The organism is Stappia sp., from assembly GCF_965276915.1.
Taxonomy (GTDB): domain Bacteria; phylum Pseudomonadota; class Alphaproteobacteria; order Rhizobiales; family Stappiaceae; genus Stappia.
In genome coordinates, this window is the sequence record NZ_OZ255709.1 from 2521527 (window position 1) to 2539893 (window position 18367).

21 protein-coding genes and 1 riboswitch are annotated in these 18367 nt (G+C 66.5%); of the genes, 12 read left to right on the plus strand and 9 right to left on the minus strand.

Annotated elements, in window-relative coordinates:
* Position 1: 1 nt before the first annotated feature.
* Positions 2 to 379, plus strand: a complete 378-nt coding sequence (locus ACQY46_RS11765) for a DUF1636 family protein (protein WP_428696226.1) — start codon at positions 2 to 4, stop codon at positions 377 to 379.
* Between the two features lie 8 nt (positions 380 to 387).
* On the opposite strand, the gene ACQY46_RS11770 is transcribed toward ACQY46_RS11765, so the two are convergent.
* From ACQY46_RS11770 to ACQY46_RS11780, 3 genes are all read right to left on the minus strand, one after another.
* On the minus strand, positions 388 to 909 hold the full coding sequence (locus tag ACQY46_RS11770; protein ID WP_428696227.1) for a hypothetical protein: 522 nt from the start codon (positions 907 to 909) through the stop codon (positions 388 to 390).
* Between the two features lie 85 nt (positions 910 to 994).
* A complete protein-coding gene (locus ACQY46_RS11775; protein WP_428696228.1) occupies positions 995 to 1696 on the minus strand; it encodes a CbtA family protein in 702 nt (233 codons plus the stop codon).
* A 3-nt stretch (positions 1697 to 1699) separates the two neighbouring features.
* Positions 1700 to 1873 carry a CbtB domain-containing protein gene (locus ACQY46_RS11780; RefSeq protein ID WP_428696229.1) on the minus strand — a complete coding sequence of 58 codons (174 nt, stop codon included), beginning with the start codon at positions 1871 to 1873 and terminating at the stop codon, positions 1700 to 1702.
* A gap of 34 nt (positions 1874 to 1907) precedes the next feature.
* A riboswitch (cobalamin riboswitch) is annotated at positions 1908 to 2126 on the minus strand.
* 174 nt (positions 2127 to 2300) lie between these two features.
* Between ACQY46_RS11780 and ilvD the strand changes: the two genes are divergently transcribed.
* Positions 2301 to 4145 carry a dihydroxy-acid dehydratase gene (ilvD, locus tag ACQY46_RS11785; RefSeq protein ID WP_428696230.1) on the plus strand — a complete coding sequence of 615 codons (1845 nt, stop codon included), beginning with the start codon at positions 2301 to 2303 and terminating at the stop codon, positions 4143 to 4145.
* A gap of 225 nt (positions 4146 to 4370) precedes the next feature.
* Complete coding sequence (locus ACQY46_RS11790; protein ID WP_428696231.1) at positions 4371 to 4517, plus strand: hypothetical protein; 147 nt, start codon at positions 4371 to 4373, stop codon at positions 4515 to 4517.
* A gap of 44 nt (positions 4518 to 4561) precedes the next feature.
* On the opposite strand, the gene ACQY46_RS11795 is transcribed toward ACQY46_RS11790, so the two are convergent.
* Positions 4562 to 5035: a DUF1203 domain-containing protein gene (locus ACQY46_RS11795; protein ID WP_428696232.1), complete on the minus strand. Its 474-nt coding sequence runs from the start codon at positions 5033 to 5035 to the stop codon at positions 4562 to 4564.
* 98 nt (positions 5036 to 5133) lie between these two features.
* Entirely contained in the window at positions 5134 to 7473 is a 2340-nt protein-coding gene (locus ACQY46_RS11800) for a bifunctional salicylyl-CoA 5-hydroxylase/oxidoreductase (protein WP_428700476.1), read from the minus strand.
* Positions 7474 to 7677: 204 nt separating this feature from the next.
* On the opposite strand from ACQY46_RS11800, the gene ACQY46_RS11805 reads away from it, so the two are divergent.
* The 7 genes from ACQY46_RS11805 (at position 7678) to ACQY46_RS11835 (ending at position 14092) form a co-directional block, all read left to right on the plus strand.
* Complete coding sequence (locus ACQY46_RS11805; RefSeq protein ID WP_428696233.1) at positions 7678 to 8451, plus strand: SDR family NAD(P)-dependent oxidoreductase; 774 nt, start codon at positions 7678 to 7680, stop codon at positions 8449 to 8451.
* A gap of 7 nt (positions 8452 to 8458) precedes the next feature.
* Positions 8459 to 9058, plus strand: a complete 600-nt coding sequence (locus ACQY46_RS11810) for a MarR family winged helix-turn-helix transcriptional regulator (protein ID WP_428696234.1) — start codon at positions 8459 to 8461, stop codon at positions 9056 to 9058.
* Complete coding sequence (locus ACQY46_RS11815) at positions 9051 to 9917, plus strand: enoyl-CoA hydratase family protein (RefSeq protein WP_428696235.1); 867 nt, start codon at positions 9051 to 9053, stop codon at positions 9915 to 9917. Before ACQY46_RS11810 ends, ACQY46_RS11815 begins: the two co-directional genes overlap by 8 nt.
* A gap of 7 nt (positions 9918 to 9924) precedes the next feature.
* Positions 9925 to 11124: an acyl-CoA dehydrogenase family protein gene (locus ACQY46_RS11820; RefSeq protein WP_428696236.1), complete on the plus strand. Its 1200-nt coding sequence runs from the start codon at positions 9925 to 9927 to the stop codon at positions 11122 to 11124.
* A gap of 56 nt (positions 11125 to 11180) precedes the next feature.
* The gene (locus ACQY46_RS11825) at positions 11181 to 12833 is read left to right on the plus strand and encodes a benzoate-CoA ligase family protein (RefSeq protein ID WP_428696237.1); all 1653 of its coding nucleotides are present in this window, start codon (positions 11181 to 11183) and stop codon (positions 12831 to 12833) included.
* Positions 12834 to 12866: 33 nt separating this feature from the next.
* Positions 12867 to 13304, plus strand: coding sequence for a RidA family protein (locus ACQY46_RS11830; RefSeq protein ID WP_428696238.1), 438 nt, complete (start codon positions 12867 to 12869; stop codon positions 13302 to 13304).
* 95 nt (positions 13305 to 13399) lie between these two features.
* The gene (locus tag ACQY46_RS11835; protein WP_428696239.1) at positions 13400 to 14092 is read left to right on the plus strand and encodes a nitroreductase; all 693 of its coding nucleotides are present in this window, start codon (positions 13400 to 13402) and stop codon (positions 14090 to 14092) included.
* Between the two features lie 42 nt (positions 14093 to 14134).
* Here ACQY46_RS11835 and ACQY46_RS11840 read toward each other — a convergent pair whose 3' ends face one another.
* Positions 14135 to 14353: a hypothetical protein gene (locus ACQY46_RS11840; protein ID WP_428696240.1), complete on the minus strand. Its 219-nt coding sequence runs from the start codon at positions 14351 to 14353 to the stop codon at positions 14135 to 14137.
* Between the two features lie 240 nt (positions 14354 to 14593).
* Here ACQY46_RS11840 and ACQY46_RS11845 point away from each other — a divergent pair, with 240 nt between their 5' ends.
* Positions 14594 to 16378 carry a hypothetical protein gene (locus tag ACQY46_RS11845; RefSeq protein ID WP_428696241.1) on the plus strand — a complete coding sequence of 595 codons (1785 nt, stop codon included), beginning with the start codon at positions 14594 to 14596 and terminating at the stop codon, positions 16376 to 16378.
* A 14-nt stretch (positions 16379 to 16392) separates the two neighbouring features.
* Here the strand turns inward: ACQY46_RS11845 and ACQY46_RS11850 are convergent, their stop codons facing one another.
* The 3 genes from ACQY46_RS11850 to gstA form a co-directional block, all read right to left on the minus strand.
* Positions 16393 to 16611 (minus strand): tautomerase family protein, encoded by a 219-nt coding sequence (locus ACQY46_RS11850; protein ID WP_428696242.1) that lies wholly within the window; start codon positions 16609 to 16611, stop codon positions 16393 to 16395.
* Positions 16612 to 16641: 30 nt separating this feature from the next.
* A complete protein-coding gene (locus ACQY46_RS11855) occupies positions 16642 to 17025 on the minus strand; it encodes a nuclear transport factor 2 family protein (protein WP_428696243.1) in 384 nt (127 codons plus the stop codon).
* Between the two features lie 66 nt (positions 17026 to 17091).
* Positions 17092 to 17712, minus strand: a complete 621-nt coding sequence (gene gstA / locus ACQY46_RS11860) for a glutathione transferase GstA (protein ID WP_428696244.1) — start codon at positions 17710 to 17712, stop codon at positions 17092 to 17094.
* Between the two features lie 257 nt (positions 17713 to 17969).
* Between gstA and ACQY46_RS11865 the strand changes: the two genes are divergently transcribed.
* On the plus strand, positions 17970 to 18353 hold the full coding sequence (locus ACQY46_RS11865; protein ID WP_428696245.1) for a winged helix-turn-helix transcriptional regulator: 384 nt from the start codon (positions 17970 to 17972) through the stop codon (positions 18351 to 18353).
* The last annotated feature ends 14 nt before the right edge of the window (positions 18354 to 18367 follow it).

Here is an 18367-nt window from a genome sequence, read left to right on the forward strand (position 1 = left end):
CATGCGGGAAAGCGCTGGCGAGCGGATGCGGATCGTGGTCTGCGCGACCTGCGCTCCCGAAACGGGTGGCGCCGGCGCGGAGCGGTTCCTTGCGAGCCTGCGCGAGGCCCTTGACCGGGACGGGCTGGGGGAGACGGTGGCGCTGGCATCGGTCGACTGCATGGGTGCCTGCGCCGAGCCTGTCGCGCTCGCGCTGCAAGGCGAGGAGCGGGCCAGCTACCTGTTTGCCGGCGTCTCGCCGATGGATGATCTGGCGGATATCGTCGGCACCTGCCGCCACTACCTGTCATTGCCGGACGGCTGGATCGTCGATGCGCGTCCCTGCGGGCGTCTGCGCCATTGCCTGAAGGGCCGGATCCCGGCCCTGCCGCGCAACTGACGATCCCCCTATTCGACCGTCACCGTATGTGCCGCCCGCAGCGGCTTGCCGTCGATGGTAAGGGCCCGGTGGTCGTTGGCGTTCAGGCTCACCTCGATGGTGTTCTCGCCCGCCGGCAGCGCGGCGATGTGGAACCACTCGCCATAGTGGCGGGCGACCTTCGCGCCATTGACATAGACATGGGCGTGGCCCTCGCCGTCGACATGGGCGCCGCTGGCATGTTCGGGCGCGAAACGGAAATTGCGCGCCTCGATCCGCAGGTTCCATCCCGACGCGGGATCCCGCGTCACGGCGATGTCGAGCCCCGGGGCGTTCGGGCCGGCGGCCAGGGACAGCATCTTGTCGTGGCCATGCATGCCGTGCCCGCCGGACATTGCCGCAGGCGTCCCGCCTTGCGGGGCTCCGCCGTGTTGCGCGGGATCCGAATGGTCGTGGCCGTCGATGGCGACATTGTTCGTCGCAGCGACGGTGAAGCCGATCCCGGCGCCGAAGAACAGGCCGAGAAGAAGCATGGGGATGGAGCGGTCCATGGCTGCCGTTCAGGTGAAGATCGTTGAGAGGACCGGGCATCGCAAGCAAGTGCGGTGCCCGGCCGTGGGATCGTTCTGTCCGGGGTCAGGCCGTGCGGGGCGCGGCTTCCGTTGCCGTCTGGCTCGACCAGAAATGGCCGGCAAAGCAGCCGACCAGGGCCCAGGCGGCCATGCCGACGCCGAACGCGCGCGCGGCGAACAGGGCGCCGAGTTCGGTCGGAACGGGTCCGGTGAAGACCTCCGGCTCCGGGGCTCCGATCACATGCGGTGCCAGCAGCAGGATCGCGGCGATGCCATAGGAGATCCAGTTCCGGACGAAAGCGATCAGCCACAGCGCGACGCCGGTGGCAGCCACGGTGGAGAACCACCAGACCTGCCGTGCATAGACGTCCGCCGCCGCCACGCCGGGAACTTCCGGCGCCAGCGTGAAGCCGGGTGCAAGATGGACCGCGACGAAGCCGGCAATGCCCCATACGATCCCGGTGCGGGCCGAGATCACGGCGCCGCGCGCCTCGGCAAGCGACATCAGCGCAACCAGCATCAGGGCGTAGCCGCAATACACCAGCATCGTGAAGAAGGTGCTGAGCCCGTCGCGGACAAGGTCGATGCCGCCTAGGTCCTGAATGGCCGAAACCGTGGATTCAGTCCCGAAATGCACCAGGTCGCCGCCCTCGTAGAGTTCGGCGTGGAGCAGCACGGGCTGGACGAAATAAAGCTGTAGCAGGGCCGCGATAAGCCCGGCTGCAGCGCCAGCGAACAGGGCGCTGGTCAGGATGCGTGTGAACATGGCTCAGTGGCAGGGGAAGCCGGTGGCGTGACGCACGTCATGCGCCGCGTCATGAAGCGCTCCGGCCTGCACATGGCCCGCGACGAAGATGATGGCAAAGCCGAGTACCAGGGCAACGAGCGCCGGGATCGCCTGCGTCGATACGGACTTGGCCGCAACCTGTGTTCCAGTCGTCATGTGTTTCACTCCTTGACCGTCTCTCCCGACGGTTGGTTGAAGAGGCTTGATGGCAGGTCTCCTGACTTGCGGGTCGTCGCGATCCTGACACCTTCCCGGGCCGGCATGGCCCAGTGGATATCGTCAAGGACGCTCTCCGCCTACAGTTGCGGGGGCAGTCACGGACTTGGCGCCTGTTGGCTACACCTTACCGTGTTCCCTTTTCATCCAGCCTGCCGCCGGCACGGCTGGAACCATCACGCCAGACCGTCTACCCTTGGGGTTCTCCTGTCAAGGACGGCGAGACGCGGGCGCATCGGAGCTTCCGCAGCGGCGACCGCCTCATTGCGGTGACTATGGCCTGTTCTAAGCAATTTCCTTGCGTCGGCGCGTGCGATCCCGTACCCCATGCTCCGGATAATTGTCATACGAACTGATCGAGGCGAGCATGCCGACTTACCGCTCCAGAACCACCACCCACGGACGCAACATGGCGGGCGCGCGCGGCCTTTGGCGCGCCACCGGCATGAAGGACGGCGACTTCGGCAAGCCGATCATCGCGGTGGTGAATTCGTTCACCCAGTTCGTGCCGGGCCATGTGCACCTGAAGGACCTTGGCCAGCTGGTCGCCCGCGAGATCGAGGCGGCCGGCGGCGTCGCCAAGGAGTTCAACACCATCGCGGTCGACGACGGCATCGCCATGGGCCATGACGGCATGCTCTATTCGCTGCCTTCCCGCGAGATCATCGCCGACAGCGTCGAATACATGGTCAACGCGCATTGCGCCGACGCCATGGTCTGCATCTCCAATTGCGACAAGATCACACCCGGCATGCTGATGGCCGCCATGCGCCTCAACATCCCGGCGGTGTTCGTCTCGGGCGGGCCGATGGAGGCCGGCAAGGTCAAGCTCGCCGACGGCACCGAGCGCGCGCTCGACCTTGTCGACGCGATGGTCGCGGCTGCCGACGACAAGATGTCGGAAGAGGATGTCCTGGCGATCGAGCGTTCCGCCTGCCCGACCTGCGGCTCCTGCTCGGGCATGTTCACCGCCAACTCGATGAACTGCCTGACCGAGGCGCTCGGGCTGTCGCTGCCGGGCAACGGCTCGACGCTCGCCACCCATGCCGACCGCAAGCGCCTCTTCGTCGAGGCCGGCCACCTGATTGTCGATGTCGCCCGCCGCCATTACGAGCAGGACGATGCAAGCGTGCTGCCGCGCGCCATCGCCAACCGCGCCGCCTTCCACAACGCGATGGCGCTCGATATCGCCATGGGCGGGTCGACCAACACGGTGCTGCACCTGCTGGCCGCCGCGCGCGAGGGCGAGATCGACTTCACCATGGCCGACATCGACAAGCTGTCGCGCAAGGTTCCGGTGCTCTGCAAGGTGGCTCCCTCGGTGCCGGACGTGCACATGGAAGACGTCCACCGCGCCGGCGGCATCATGGGCATTCTCGGCGAACTCGACCGCGCCGGGCTCATCGACACGAGCCTGCCGATGGTGCATTCGCCGAGCATGGCCGATGCGCTGGACCGCTGGGACATCAAGCGCACGACCAGTGCCAGCGTCCACGATTTCTACCGTGCCGGTCCCGCCGGCATCCCGACGCAGACGGCGTTTTCCCAGGATTGCCGCTATGACAGCGTCGATGCCGACCGCGAGACGGGCGTCATCCGGACGAAGGAGAAGGCCTTCTCCCAGGATGGCGGCCTGGCCGTCCTTTATGGCAACATCGCGCGCGACGGCTGCATCGTGAAGACCGCCGGCGTCGACGAATCGATCCTCAAATTCACCGGCCGGGTACGCATCTTCGAAAGCCAGGACAGCTCCGTCAGCGCCATCCTGACCGGAAAGGTCGTGGCCGGCGACGTGGTGCTGATCCGCTACGAGGGGCCGCGCGGCGGACCGGGCATGCAGGAAATGCTCTATCCGACCAGCTACCTGAAGTCGAAGGGCCTGGGAAAATCCTGCGCGCTGGTCACGGACGGCCGCTTCTCCGGTGGTACTTCGGGCCTCTCGATCGGCCATGTCTCGCCGGAAGCGGCGGAAGGCGGCGAGATCGGCCTGGCCCAGGAAGGCGACACGCTGGAGATCGACATCCCCGGCCGCACCATCCATCTGGTTGTCTCCGACGAGGAGATGGCCGCGCGCCGCGCCGCGATGGAAGCCAAGGGCGAGAGTGCCTGGAAGCCGTTGGAAAAGCGGACCCGCAAGATCACAACGGCGCTCAAGGCCTATGCGCTGCTGACGACATCGGCCGCAGAAGGTGCGGTGCGCCGCGTCGACTGAGCGCCAGTCCGGCCCAGACCACGCATTCGGGCGGCCTCTCGGCCGCCCGTTTTTTGTGATGTCGGGGTTTTCGCAAAGTTCGAACCCGGTCGCCGCGCAGCTTCCCTCACGAAGAAGCGCCTTTGCCTTTCGCCGGGATCGGACTACGGTCGCCGCCCGAAACGCCCGGCCGGTGCCTTCCCAGGCGAGCCGCCCGGCGAAAATGCCCAACGAAAGGAATTCCAGGTGAAGCGAAACGGTCTCTACGTGATTATCGCGGTCCTTGCCGTGGCGGCGGGTGTGCTGGGTTACAAGGTCTATCAGGACCAGCAGCGCGCCAGCGGTATCGATATCCGGATCGGCGAGAAGGGCATTTCCGTCGAGACGAACTAGATCGTTTTGCACGGCAGGCTGTCAGGCCTGCCGTGGAAGGTCTTTCACGCCCGCTCGATACGGCCCTGATAGCAGTTGTTGCGGGCCGAGCGCAGATGCACGAAGGCGATGTCGTCGCGCTTCAGCAACTCGCCCGCACGCGCCTCGATCTCCCGTGTTTCGACCACGCCGCCGGTGCCGTAGACGATCCGCTCGTCGTGGCCGTAGCCGCGCACGATGAGGCTCTCCATGTCGGCGAACATGTCCGGCAGGCTCGCGCTTTCCGGATGCCGCTCGCACGGGTCGGCGCACAGGAAGATCGGGCCGATCTCCGCATAGGGCTGCGCCTGCGGAAACGGACGGTGGGCGAGGATGAGGAAGGGCGTGCCTTCGGGTATCTGCCGCAGGCAGTGCCGGCAGGGAACCCCGCTGCCACCGGAAATCTTCCGTTCCGGTGTCTGGCCATTGGCGTCGAGGCCGCCTGCCTGATAGTGGCGCACGGTGTCGGTGTCGAGTGCAAGGAAACGAAGCTCGGCCATGGTCTGTCTCCGGCTGGCGATGGTTGCACCAGACGGATAGCCGTGCCCTTGGGGGCGGACGACCCGATTTGCGAGCCGCCCGCGCCTCGATACCCGTTCTATTCGGCGGCCTCGCGGAAAGCCGGGTTGTGCGTCTTCGGCTTGGCCTTCAGCTTCAGTTCCTTCAACTCCTCGCGGGCACGTTCGGCGTTGCGCAGGAGCTGGAACTTGCCCGGCTGGTACTGCTTCGGCGCGAAGATCTCGCCGGCACCGTAATCGCCCGCCGCACGCAGCGTGAAGGCCGGGTCGGCCAGATGCGGCCGTCCGAGCGCGATCAGGTCGGCGCGGCCGGCTGCAAGGATCGTGTTGGCCTGGTCGGCCGAGGTGATCGCCCCCACCGCCATTGTAGCAGTGCCCGCCTCGTTGCGGATCTGGTCGGCGAACGAGGTCTGGAACATGCGGCCATAGACCGGCGCGCTTTCGGGGCTCGTCTGGCCGGTCGACACGTCGATGAGATCGGCGCCGGCCTGCGCGAAGGCGCGGGCAATGACGACGCTGTCGTCGCCGGTGATGCCGCCGGCGATCCAGTCGGTGGCCGAGACGCGCACCGACATCGGTTTGTCTTTCGGCCAGGCCTCGCGCATAGCCGCGAAGACTTCCAGCGGGTAGCGCAACCGGTTCTCGATCGACCCGCCATATTCGTCGTCACGTGTGGTGGTGACCGGCGACAGGAAGCTGGCCAGCAGGTAGCCGTGGGCGCAGTGCAGCTCGATCATGTCGAAGCCGCATTCGATCGCCCGTTTGACGCTGGCGACGAAGTCCGCCTTGACCGCGTCCATGTCGGCCCGGTCCATCGCCTTCGGGGTCTGGCTTTCGGGATAGTAGGGCAGGGCGGAGGCGGAGAGGATCGGCCAGGCCTCGCCCGCGGGCAGCGGCCGGTCCATGCCCTCCCACATCAGCTTCGAGGCGCCTTTTCGTCCCGCATGGCCGAGCTGCAGGCAGATCCTTGCCGCCGACTGGGTGTGGACGAAATCGACGATGCGGCTCCAGGCGGCCTGCTGCTCGTCGTTCCAAAGGCCGGTGCAGCCCGTCGTGATGCGTGCGGTGGGCGAAACGCAGGTCATCTCGGTGAAGACGAGACCGGCGCCGCCCATGGCGCGCGATCCGTAATGCACCAGGTGGAAATCCTGCGGCATTCCCTCGACCGCCGAATACATGCACATCGGCGAGACGACGAAGCGGTTGGCGAGCTGCATGTCGCGCAGCCGGAAGGGCTGGAAGGCCGGCACGACCGGGTTCTCCACGTCGACGTCGAGGCCCGAGGCGCGAACCTTCTGCGCAAAGGCGCGGGTCGCGTCCGCCACGAATTCCGGCGCGCGCAGCTCCAGATTGTCATAGGTGATCGCCTTGGAGCGGGTCATCACCCCGAATGCGAAGGTCACCGGGTCCATGTGCCAGTAGCGCTTGACGTGCTCGAACCACACGAGCGACACGTCGGCCGCGTGCTGGGTCTTCTCGACCTCCTCGCGTCGCGTCTCCTCGAAATCGGAGAGTGCAGCGGTGATGCTGGTCGTGCGCCGCACGCTTTCGTAGAGCGCGATCGCGTCCTCCATGGCAAGCTTTGTGCCCGAGCCGATGGAAAAATGCGCGGTCGACTTGGCATCGCCCAGCAGGACCACGTTGCCCATCGTCGTGCGGGCGTTGCGGATCATCGGGAAGTTGCGCCACATCGAGCGGTTGATCATCAGCCTGTGGCCGTCCAGCTCCTCGGCGAAGATCTGCTCCATGTAGTCGGCGGACTCCTGCTCCGACATGGCCGCGATCCCGGCCTTCTCGAAGGTCTCCGGGTCGGTCTCCAGCACCCAGGTCGAGCGGCCCGGCTCGTACTGGTAGGTATGGGCGATGAAGATGCCGTGCTCGGTCTCCTTGAAATAGAAGGTGAAGGCGTCGAGCGGCTTGGACGAACCCATCCAGGTGAACTTGTTCGGCCGCAGGTCCACCGACGGCTGGAAATGGTCGCGATGCGCCTCGCGCACGGCTGAATTGATACCGTCGGCCGCGACGATCAGGTCGGCGCCGGCGAATTGCTCCAGGCCGGCGATGTCCGCCTCGAAATGCATCTCGACGCCGAGCTGGCGGGCGCGCTCCTGCAGGAGCAGCAGCAAGGTGCGCCGCGAACAGCCGCAGAAGCCGTTGCCGCCGATGCGGAAGCTCGCATCCTTGTAGTGGATCGCGATGTCGTCCCAATAGGCGAAGTTCTCGGTGATCGCCTTGTAGCTTTCCGGGTCGTACTTCTCGAAGGTTTCCAGCGTCTGGTCGGAAAAGACCACGCCGAAACCGAACGTGTCGTCGGCCCGGTTGCGCTCGTGCACCGTGATTTGCGCCGTCGGCTGCGCCTTCTTCATCAGGATGGCGAAATACAGGCCCGCCGGGCCGCCGCCGATCACCTCGATACGCATGACCTGTTCCTTCCCTGTCGTGTCGCTGTGGCGGGTCGCCCGCGGTGCTGTCGGCACGTCGCGGTCCCCCGTCGGACCGGCGCTGCTTCCGCTTGCGGGGCCTGCGCCCGGGATGCGCGATGGATGCGCTTGCGTCCCCCTCGTAGATACTTTAAGCTTAAAATAATTCGGGATGCAACGCCGTTCTGGCCATCGGGGAGAGGCATGGTGACACAGGGACCGTTTCACGGCCGTCACGCTCTGGTTACAGGTGGAACGCGCGGGATCGGCCTCGCCATCGCGCGGCGGCTGATCGGCGAAGGCGCACCCGTCACCATCCTTGGACGCAACGCGGTGCGCGCCGAGCAGACGGCGCGCGAGATCGGCGCCGCCGGCTTCGCGGCCGCCGACGTCACCGACCGCGACGGCTTCATCGCCGCGATCCGCGAGGCGGAGGAGCGCCATGGCGGGGTCTCCATACTGGTCAACAATGCCGGGCAGGCGGAGAGCGCTCCGTTCCTGAAGACGGCGCCCGAACAGTTCTCGCGCATGTTCTCGGTCAATCTGGAAAGCGTCGTGACGGCCTGCCAGGCCGTGCTTCCCGGCATGATCGCGGCCGGTTCCGGGCGCATCGTCAACGTCGCCTCGACCGCCGGCCTGAAAGGCTACCGCTACGTGTCGGCCTATGTCGCGGCGAAGCACGCGGTCGTCGGCCTGACCCGCGCGCTGGCGCTGGAGACGGCCGAGACCGGCGTCACGGTCAATGCCGTCTGCCCCGGCTTTGCCGATACCGACCTGGTGCGCGAGAGCGTTGCCCGCATCCGCGAGAAGACCGGGCGGGAGGAGGCGGAGATCATTGCCGACATGGTGCGCGACAATCCGCAGAAGCGGCTGATCGATCCGGACGAGGTGGCCGATGCCGTGGTGTGGCTTGCCGGGGAGGGCGCGCGGTCCGTTACCGGACAGGCGCTCGCCGTTGCCGGCGGCGAGGTGATGTGAGGACGAGATGAGCGACGAGACCCGCAACGGCGGAAGCGACCGCCCCTCAGCCGGCGCGGACACCGCGTCCATCCTGCTCGATGCCGAGACCCGGCTGCATGGCGGCGGCGATCACCGCTCCGAACTGCGCCTGTGGCTGCGCCTCCTGACGCTGACCAACCTGATCGAGAGCGAGATCCGTTCGCATCTGCGGGCCGAGTTCGATGTCACGCTGCCGCGTTTCGACCTGATGGCGCAACTTGAGAAGGCCGCCGACGGGCTGACGCTCGGCGAACTCTCCCGCCGCATGATGGTGTCGGCCGGCAATGTCACCGGCCTTGTCGAGCGGCTTGTCCAGGACGGTCTGGTCGAGCGCCGCCCGGCGCCCGGCGACCGGCGGTCCGCGCTGGTCAGCCTGACGCCTGCCGGCCGCGCCGGCTTCGAGGCGATGGCCCATGCCCATGGCGACTGGGTCGGCGACCTCTTCTGCGACCTGACGCCGGTCGACATCGACGCGCTGATGGTGCTGCTCGCCCGCGCCAAGGCGTCCGCCCGCACCTCCGCGCAGCGGCAGGAGAATACCGCCGCGACTTCCCCCACATTGTCCAAGGACCCGTCAAATGTCTGACGCCGCCTCCGTTTCCGCCGCAGCGCCGCAGGAAACCTTTTCGATCACGCTGCCGCTGCGCGACTACCGGCCGACCCATTTCCGCCTCGATGTCGAGGGCAAGACGGCTGTCGTCACGCTGAACCGGCCGGAGCGCAAGAACCCGCTCACCTTCCAGTCCTATGCCGAACTGCGCGACATGTTCCGCGCGCTGCAGTTCGAGGAGGAGGTGAAGACCGTGGTCGTCACCGGAGCCGGCGGCAATTTCTGCTCCGGCGGCGATGTCTTCGAGATCATCGAGCCGCTGCTGTCGCGCGACATGCCCGGCATCATGCAGTTCACCCGCATGACCGGCGAACTGGTCAAGGCGATGCGCGCCTGCCCGCAGCCGATCGTCGCCGCCATCGACGGCGTGTGCGTGGGGGCGGGCGCGATCATCGCCATGGCCTCCGACCTGCGCATCGGCACGGCCGGCGCCAAGGTCGCCTTCCTCTTCAACAAGGTCGGCCTTGCCGGTTGCGACATGGGCGCCTGCGCCATCCTGCCGAGGATCATCGGCCAGGGGCGTGCCTCCGACCTGCTGTACACCGGCCGCGTCATGGGCGGCGAGGAGGCCGAGCGCTGGGGGTTCTTCAACCGCCTGGTCGAGCCGGATGCGGTGCTCGAGCAGGCCCGCGCGCTTGCCGACACGCTGTCGGCCGGACCCACCTTCGCCAACTCGGTCACCAAGCGCATGCTCCACATGGAGTGGGACATGTCGGTCGACCAGGCGATCGAGGCCGAGGCCATGGCCCAGGCCGTTTGCATGAAGACCGAGGACTACCGGCGCGCCTTCGAGGCCTTCGCCGCCAAGCAGAAACCGGTCTTCGAGGGCAATTGAGGCGGACATGACCGACAAGAGCTTTCTCGACTGGCCGTTTTTCGACGATGGGCATCGCGCCTTCGCTGCCCGGGTGGAGGCCTTCGCCGCCGCCGAGGTGGCAGCGCTTTCCGATCATCACGATGTCGACGGGTCCTGCCGGGCCCTCGTTGCCGCGCTCGGCAAGGCGGGGCTCCTGACGGCTGCGGTGCCTGCCTCCCATGGCGGTCTGCACGAGCGTCTTGACGTGCGCACGCTGTGCATTGCCCGCGAGACGCTGGCGCGTCACGGCGGGCTGGCCGATTTCGCCTTCGCCATGCAGGGGCTCGGCACCGGCTCGATCACGCTCGCCGGTTCCGACGCGCTCAAGGACCGCTACCTGCCGCCGGTGGCGCGCGGCGAGAAGATCGCGGCTTTCGCGCTCTCCGAACCTGCCGCCGGCTCGGACGTTGCGGCCCTTGCGACTGTCGCGGAAGCCGACGGGCCGGACCATGTGCGCATCACCGGCGAGAAGACCTGGATCTCCAATGGCGGCATCGCCGACCATTATGTGGTCTTTGCCCGCACCGGCGAGGCTCCGGGCGCACGTGGTCTCTCCGCGTTCATGGTGGATGCCGATGCCGTCGGCTTCTCGGTGAAGGAACGCATCGACACGGTCGCTCCGCATCCTCTTGCGACACTGTCCTTCGACGCTGTGCGCGTGCCCGTCTCGGCGCGCCTCGGCAAGGGCGGCGAGGGCTTCAAGGTGGCGATGGCGACGCTCGACATCTTCCGTTCCACCGTCGGCGCGGCCGCGCTCGGCTTTGCCCGCCGGGCGCTCGACGAGACGCTGGAGCACACCACCACGCGCCAGCTCTTCGGCGCGCCGCTTGCCGACCTTCAGATGACGCAGGGCGCGCTCGCCGACATGGTCGCCGATGTCGATGCGGCCGCACTCTTGGTCTACCGCGCCGCCTGGACGAAGGACATGGGCGCCCCGCGCGTCACCCGCGAGGCGGCGCTTGCCAAGATGGTGGCGACGGAAAACGCCCAGAAGGTCGTCGACCGGGCCGTGCAGCTGCATGGCGGCAACGGCGTGCGCGTCGGCTCGAAGGTGGAAGAGCTTTACCGCGACGTGCGCGCGCTCCGCATCTACGAGGGCGCCACGGAAATCCAGAAGATCGTGATCGCCCGACAGGCGATCGCCGACCATGCCGCCCGCCGGTCCTCCAAGGCGGCAGCCGAATGACAAGACCCGAAAACGCGCCGGAAACCGGCCGATCCAACCTTCCAGAGGAGTGCCGCATGGCCCGCTCAGCACATCTCGATACCTTCGCGGCGGACAACCTGCCGCCCCGGGACCTTTGGCCCGATTTCATCAATCTCGACAGGCTCGGCTATCCCGAGCGTATGAACTGCGCCGTCGAACTCGTTGATCGCAATGTCGAGGAGGGGCGCGGCGACAAGCTGGCGCTCGTCTCTCCGTCCGAGCGCTGGACCTATGGCGAGCTCGCAGGGAAAATCAACCGCATCGCCAATGTTCTTGTCGACCGTTTCGGCCTGAAGCCCGGCAACCGGGTGCTGCTGCGCTTCCCCAACACGCCGATGATGACGGCGGTCTATTTCGCGATTCTGAAGGCCGGCGGTATCGTCGTCGCCACCATGCCGCTGCTGCGCGCCAAGGAACTGGCCGTCATCACCGACAAGGCCGAGCTCTCCTTTGCCATCTGCGACCATCGCCTCAAAGAGGAGATGGAACTGACGCGTGCCCGCACCTCGCGGATCGAGACGATCCTCTATTCAGGCGGCGGTGCGGCGGACGCGCTGGAAGCGCTGATGGAGGCCGCTTCGGACACCTTCACCGCCTGCGGCACGGCCGCCGACGATGTCTGCCTGCTCGGCTTCACCTCGGGCACCACCGGCGAGCCCAAGGCGACCATGCATTTCCACCGCGACATGCTGGCGATCTGCGACTGCTATTCGCGCGAGATCCTGCGGCCGGTGGAGAGCGACGTGTTTATCGGCTCGCCGCCGCTGGCCTTCACCTTCGGCCTTGGCGGCCTGGTTCTGTTTCCCTTCCGCGTCGGCGCCACCGCGATCCTGCTGGAGCGGGCCGGCCCGGATGACCTGCTGAAGGCAATCCCGGAGATGCGGCCGAGCGTCATGTTCACGGCCCCGACCGCCTACCGGGCGATCCTCGCCAAGCGCGGCGAAACGGACCTGTCCTCGCTGCGCAAATGTGTTTCGGCCGGCGAGGCGCTGCCCAAGGCGACCTGGGACGACTGGCTGGCGGCGACGGGCATCCGCATCCTCGACGGCATCGGTGCAACCGAAATGCTGCATATCTTCATCGCCGCGCGCGAGGAGGACGTGCGCCCGGGCGCGACCGGCAAGCCGGTGCCCGGCTACGAGGCCAAGGTGATCGGCCCGGACGGCAAGGAAGTGCCGGACGGTACGCCGGGCCGCCTTGCCGTGCGCGGACCGACCGGCTGCCGCTATCTCGCCGACAGCCGCCAGACCAAATATGCCATCGACGGCTGGAACGTCACCGGCGACACCTATATCCGCGATGCCGACGGCTATTTCTGGTATCAGGCGCGCTCCGACGACATGATCGTCTCGTCCGGCTACAACATCGCTGGCCCCGAGGTGGAAGGCACGCTGCTGGCCCATCCCGTGGTGGCCGAATGCGGCGTCGTCGGCGCGCCGGATCCGGACCGGGGCCGTGTCGTCAAGGCCTATGTGGTGCTGAAGCCGGGCGTTACCGGCGACGCGGCGCTGGTCAAGACGCTGCAGGACTACGTGAAAGCCGAGCTTGCGCCCTACAAGTATCCGCGCGCGATCGAGTTCGTGGATATCCTGCCGCGCACGGAGACCGGCAAGCTGCAGCGTTTCGCCCTGCGCGAGATCGCGGCTTCCGGAAGCGACACCCGCGCGGCACCGCCCGCCGCATCGTGACGATGAACTGAAGACCTGGACGTGGAAGACCGAATGACCAAGATCGCCGAAACCGCCGCCTGCGAGGTTCCGCCCTCGCCATTGACCGCCGTTCATCCGGAAGGCTGGCCGGCACCAAGGGGCTATGCCAACGGCATGGCGGGGGAGGGCCGCATGGTGCTCACCGGCGGCCAGATCGGCTGGACGCCCGACGGTGTCTTTCCGGACGACTTCCTCGGTCAGGTGCGCCAGACGCTGGACAATGTGGTTGCCGTCGTGCGTGCCGCCGGCGGCGGGCCGGAGCATATCGCCCGACTGACCTGGTACGTGACGGATATCGAGGCCTATCGCTCCTGCCTGAAGGACCTCGGCCCTGTCTACCGCTCGGTGATGGGGCGCAATTTCCCCTCCATGGCGGTCGTCCAGGTGTTGGCGCTGGTCGAGCGCGAGGCGATGGTCGAGATCGAGGGCACGGCGATCCTGCCGGTCTGAGCCGGAGCCCCGGCGGCCTTGAAGACCTCTTGATCGCGGCCCGGCGCGCGGGCAGGGTGTGCGGCTCTTGCAACAAAGCCGGACCGCCTCCCCGCATGCATGTTCTCGACGCGCTCGACAGCCGCTTTTCCTGCCGTGCCTTCCGGCCAGATCCCGTGCCGGAGGAGACCGTGCGCGCCATCCTCTCCGCCGCCGCGCGGGCACCGTCCGGCGGCAATCTTCAGCCCTGGCACGTACATGCCGTTGCCGGGCCCGCGCTTGCCCGGCTCGTCGCCGACGTCGAGGACCGCATGCGCGATCTGCCGCGCGGCGAGATGCCGGAATACCGCGTCTATCCGCAAGACCTGAAAGATCCGTACGAGGCACGCCGGCAACGTGTGGGCGAGGCGCTTTACGCAGCGCTTGGCGTGACGCGCGAGGACAAGGCCGGGCGCGGCCGCCAGTTCCGCCGCAATTTTCGCCTGTTCGACGCGCCGGTCGGCCTCTTCGTCTATCTCGACCGGACGATGGGCCCGCCGCAATGGGCCGATTGCGGCATGTTCCTGCAAAGCGTCATGCTCGCCGCCCGCGCCCACGGGCTCCACACCTGCGCCCAGGAAGCCTGGGTGCAGTGGCACGGGCTGGTGGGCGAACATCTCTCCCCGCCGCCGGAACACATGCTCTTCTGCGCCATCGCGCTGGGACACGCGGACATGGCCGCGCCCGTCAACGGCTGGCGCAGCGAGCGCGCCGCGCTTGACGCGTTCGCGCAGTTCAGGGGCTTTGCGGAAGAAGCGCAAACAGACTGACGATCAGTCGTGCCGCGTGATCCGTTCTGCTCGCGCCGATGATCAGCTCAGCTCGGAGAAGCGCTGGGCGACCTGGTCACGCAGCCGCTGGCGGCTTTCCGGCTCCAGGCGATACTTCTGGTCTTCGGGCGCGTCGGGGGTCAGCACGTCGGCGAGATAGGCTTCATAGCACTCGGTCAGAAGGTCGATGCCTTCCTCCCGCTTCTTCGGGGCGACTTCGCGCTCGAGAGCCCACAGCGCCTCCGACTTCTGGTAGGGCATTTCAAGACTCCAGCGACAAGATCCCGTTCGCTTGCGGTGCGGTAAGATCTTGAAAGGTCAGTATTGTTGACGCTCGTTCGGAGGGTCCTGACACTATAACCTTCCTCACGGTAGATGGGTATAGCGGAAGTGTCTTTCAATTTCCATCCATGTTTCCCGTCCAGGTAAATGAATTCGAGGCTTGCAACCGTCCTTACGCTGCGCCAAGCTGGCTAAAAGATTGAGAAACAGGATTTTTCAGTGAATTCGACCAGCCAGAAGGTCGGGCAGGTGATTGCAACCGTCCTGCCCAACGGGACCGTACCCGAGGAATATTGGCGACAATATCAGGCGAAGAGGTCCGGTCTCGCGCTTGACGACGAGGCGGCCATGTACGCATTGCCGCCTGCGGTCCCGACCGACCTGTTCGCCGCCGTCGGCTATCTCGCCAGGGTGTCCGGCCTTGTCGCCTTCTTCGACCCCTCGCCCTATTGCCGCGACCGGCGGCATTGCCGTTTCTTCCTCGGTATCGATGACCGGCGCGCGCTTGACCGGGTGGCGGAGAAGTGGCGTACCAGCAGGCGCGGCGCACCGCCGCGCGAGGTTCGCGATCTCTGGGACATCCTGCGCGCCGCCTGGCACGAACCGATCACCTCCGGATCGTATCTGCAGAACGGCGGCGAGGCGCCGGACTGGTGGATCGCCACCTTCAAGCTGGTGATGCTTGCCGACATGGCGCTGAACAGGCTCCTGCGCGACCCGCTCTCCTCGGAGAAGTACGGCGGCGCCGTCTGGGAGGACGTTATCCGCACCATGTACCGACGGCCGCCGCGCGAGGATGGCAGTCCGGAACCGCCGCCGGCCTCGCTCACCTATCTCGCCGACAGCAGTGTCGTCTGCGTGCTGCCCAAGGTGCGGGTCGCGCCGGTAGGCGCAACGCTGCGCAACGTCACCCGCAACCTGTCCCTGCTGCCGGGGCGCGGCGAGGTGCGCTGCTACTGGGACCTGTCGGTCGAGGCTCCGCCGAGCGAGGACCGCGAGACACTTGATATCCTCCTGATCCCCGCACCCGTATCGCTCTCCGGGCGGGACTTCGTTCCCAATGTCGAGGACGGTTGTCCCCCGCACGAACTGCATACCTACAAGAAGAACTGGGAGAGTTTCGACCTCAGGCAGAACTGGATCGCCGGCGAGGAAACGCGGGCAGCTTTCATCCGTGATTGCTGCCGTCTGGTGAGCGAGGCGAAGCGCGAGTCCGGCTGCGTCAACGGCGTTGTCCTGCCGGAATACGCGCTCGACTGGGATCTGTTCGAGGAGCTTTGCGACGCGCTCAAGGCGCACGAGCCGAAGCTCGAATTCGTCATCTCCGGCAGCCGCAACAATTGCTACGAGACCAGCGGCAATCACGTTCTGACGAGGGTCTGGTATCACAATGCGGATCCGACGAAACACATCACCAACAGCCGCGGCAAGCACCATCGCTGGCGCATGGATCGCGGCCAGGTCGAGACCTATGCGCTCTCCGCCGCGCTCAACCCGAAGATCCGCAACTGGTGGGAGAACACTCCACTCGGCCGGCGCGAGATTCACTTCCAGCGCTTTCGCAAGAAATCCGTCTTCTCGGTACTGATCTGCGAGGAACTGGCCCGCTCCGATCCCTGTCATGAGATCCTGCGCGCGGTTGCGCCGAACCTGATCTTCGCGCTGCTCCTCGACGGACCCCAGATCCGCAACCGCTGGCCGGCGCAATACGCCTCCAACCTTGCCGACGATCCGGGAAGCTCGGTGCTGACCTTCACCTCATACGGGCTGATCGACCGCTCGAACCGGCAGGGCCGCTTTCCTGCCAACCATTCCATCGCCATGTGGAAGGACGACGGCGGCCATTTCCTGGAAATCCCCATGCCGGCGGGCAAGGGCATGCGCGGCGTGCTCCTGTCGCTCTGGTCGGAGCATGTCGTCGACATGACCATTGTCGGCAAGCAGTCGGAGGCTCGTGCCTGGCGCTATTCCAGCCACTATCCGATCTGCTTGCCGGACGCGTGAAATCGAGGGTGCCGTCAGCCCTGCGCCTCGGACTTCTTGCGGGCGCGGTAGATGTCGGTCTGCACGCCGGCGATCCCCCAGTTCTCGATCTCGACCTCGTCGATGACGACGACGGTGGTCGCCGGGTCCTTGTCGAGCACGTCGACGAGCAGGTCGGTGACGCCGGCGATCAGCCGCGCCTTCTGCTCGCGCGTGACGCCTTCGCGCGTCACCTTGATGTTCACATAGGGCATCTCGTTCTCCTCGTATCGTGATCGGATGGTTCAGTCGCCCGACCGGGTGACGTAGTCGAAGATCTTGGCGGCGATCAGCCAGGTTCCGTCGATCTTCACCAGCGACAGGAAGTCGGTGAAGAAGCGCTCGCCGATGGAACTCTGCACCTGGGCAAGGGCCGCGTTGGGCCCGGCGAAGGTGATGGCGAGGACCCGCCCGTCCGGTGTCTCTCCGCGCGAGGCGGGCGAGACGCGGTCCTTTACGATCGGCAGGTAATGGTCCATCGACCAGAAGCGGATGTCGCCGTCCGTCGTTGCCGCGTAGAGCGCCTTTTCGTGGAAGAGGCTGCCGAGCAGCTCGGCGTCGCTGCGGTGGAGCGCGTCGTGGTAGCGCGCACAAAGCGCCAGGATCTCGGTGTAGTCGCCGTCTTGCATGATGTGCCTCCTGCTGCCGGTCGGGACCGGGTGGAGGTGCCACCCGGTCCTGTTGGAAGATGTGGCTCAGGCGGCCTGCAGCAGGCCTTCCGCGGTAAGCGCTGCGCGGGTCGCCGGGCGTGCGGCGATGCGCTCGACGAAGGCCTTCGCATGCGGGTGCCCCTCGAGCGACACGCCGACGAAATTCGTCCAGTTCAGTACGGTGAAGAGATAGGCGTCGGCGACGGAGAACGTCTTGCCCGTCACGAACTCGCGGCCGTCGGCGAGGATCCGCTCGAAATGGCCGATCTTGGTGCCGATTTTTTCGACCGCGGCGTCGCGCGCGGCGCCTTCCAGAGCGGGCTTGGCGAAGAGCGGCCCGAACGACTTGTGCAATTCGGCCGAGATGAAATTGAGATGCCGGTGAAGCTGGGTGCGCTCCCAGGAGCCCGGGGCAGGGGCCAGACCCGCATCCGGGTGCGTGTCGGCGAGATACTGGAGGATCGCCGCGCCCTCGGTCAGCACGTTGCCGTCGGCAAGTTCGACCGCCGGCACGTAGCCGTCCGGGTTGATCTGGAGGAAGTCCCGGCCCGACGCCGTCGTCTTCTCCGACGTGTCGACGCTCTCGATCTCGAAGGGCAGGTCGAGTTCGTGCAGGACGATGTGGGTGGCGAGCGAGCAGGCGCCGGCCTTGTAGAAGAGTTTCATCGATGTCTCCCGATTGTACCGGCGGCCCCTTTGGGATCGCGCCGGATGGTTGCATGGCGCGGGTGATGCGCCGCGCTCGGAAGGCATCTAGGAGTTAGAGGTTACCTTTGTAAACCAGAGAACCTTATGTTAGAGAAGAATGAGATTTCCGGGTGGTAACCTCCTGTAACCCGTCAGCCGGAAAGCGCCGCTTGCCGGCGCGCCCCGCGTGGGACGCGGGCAGGCCCCGCCGCTGCAACGAGCTGGAAGATTGCCGGATGGCATTGAAAATACGAAAGAACCAGAGCCCGCCGCCGCCGAACGGTTGCCCGCTCAGTCACTGCATGGAGATCCTGAAAGGCGCCTGGACGCCCAATGTGATCTGGCATCTTTCGGCCGGGCCGCGCCGGTTCTCCGAGCTTCGGCTGGATATCCCGGCCGTCTCCGCCAAGGTGCTGACGGCGAGATTGAAGGATCTGGAGCGCAAGGGCGTCGTCCATCGCGAGGTCCGGCCGACCTCGCCGCCCTCGGTTGAATACTCGCTGACGGATCTTGGCGCCGAACTGCTGCCGGCGATCAGCGCCATCGTCGAGGTTTCGCACAAGCTGAAGACGCGCGCGCACTCCGGTTGCCCGACCGCGCAAGGCGAGGCGGCGGAGTAGCCCCGCCACCTGCC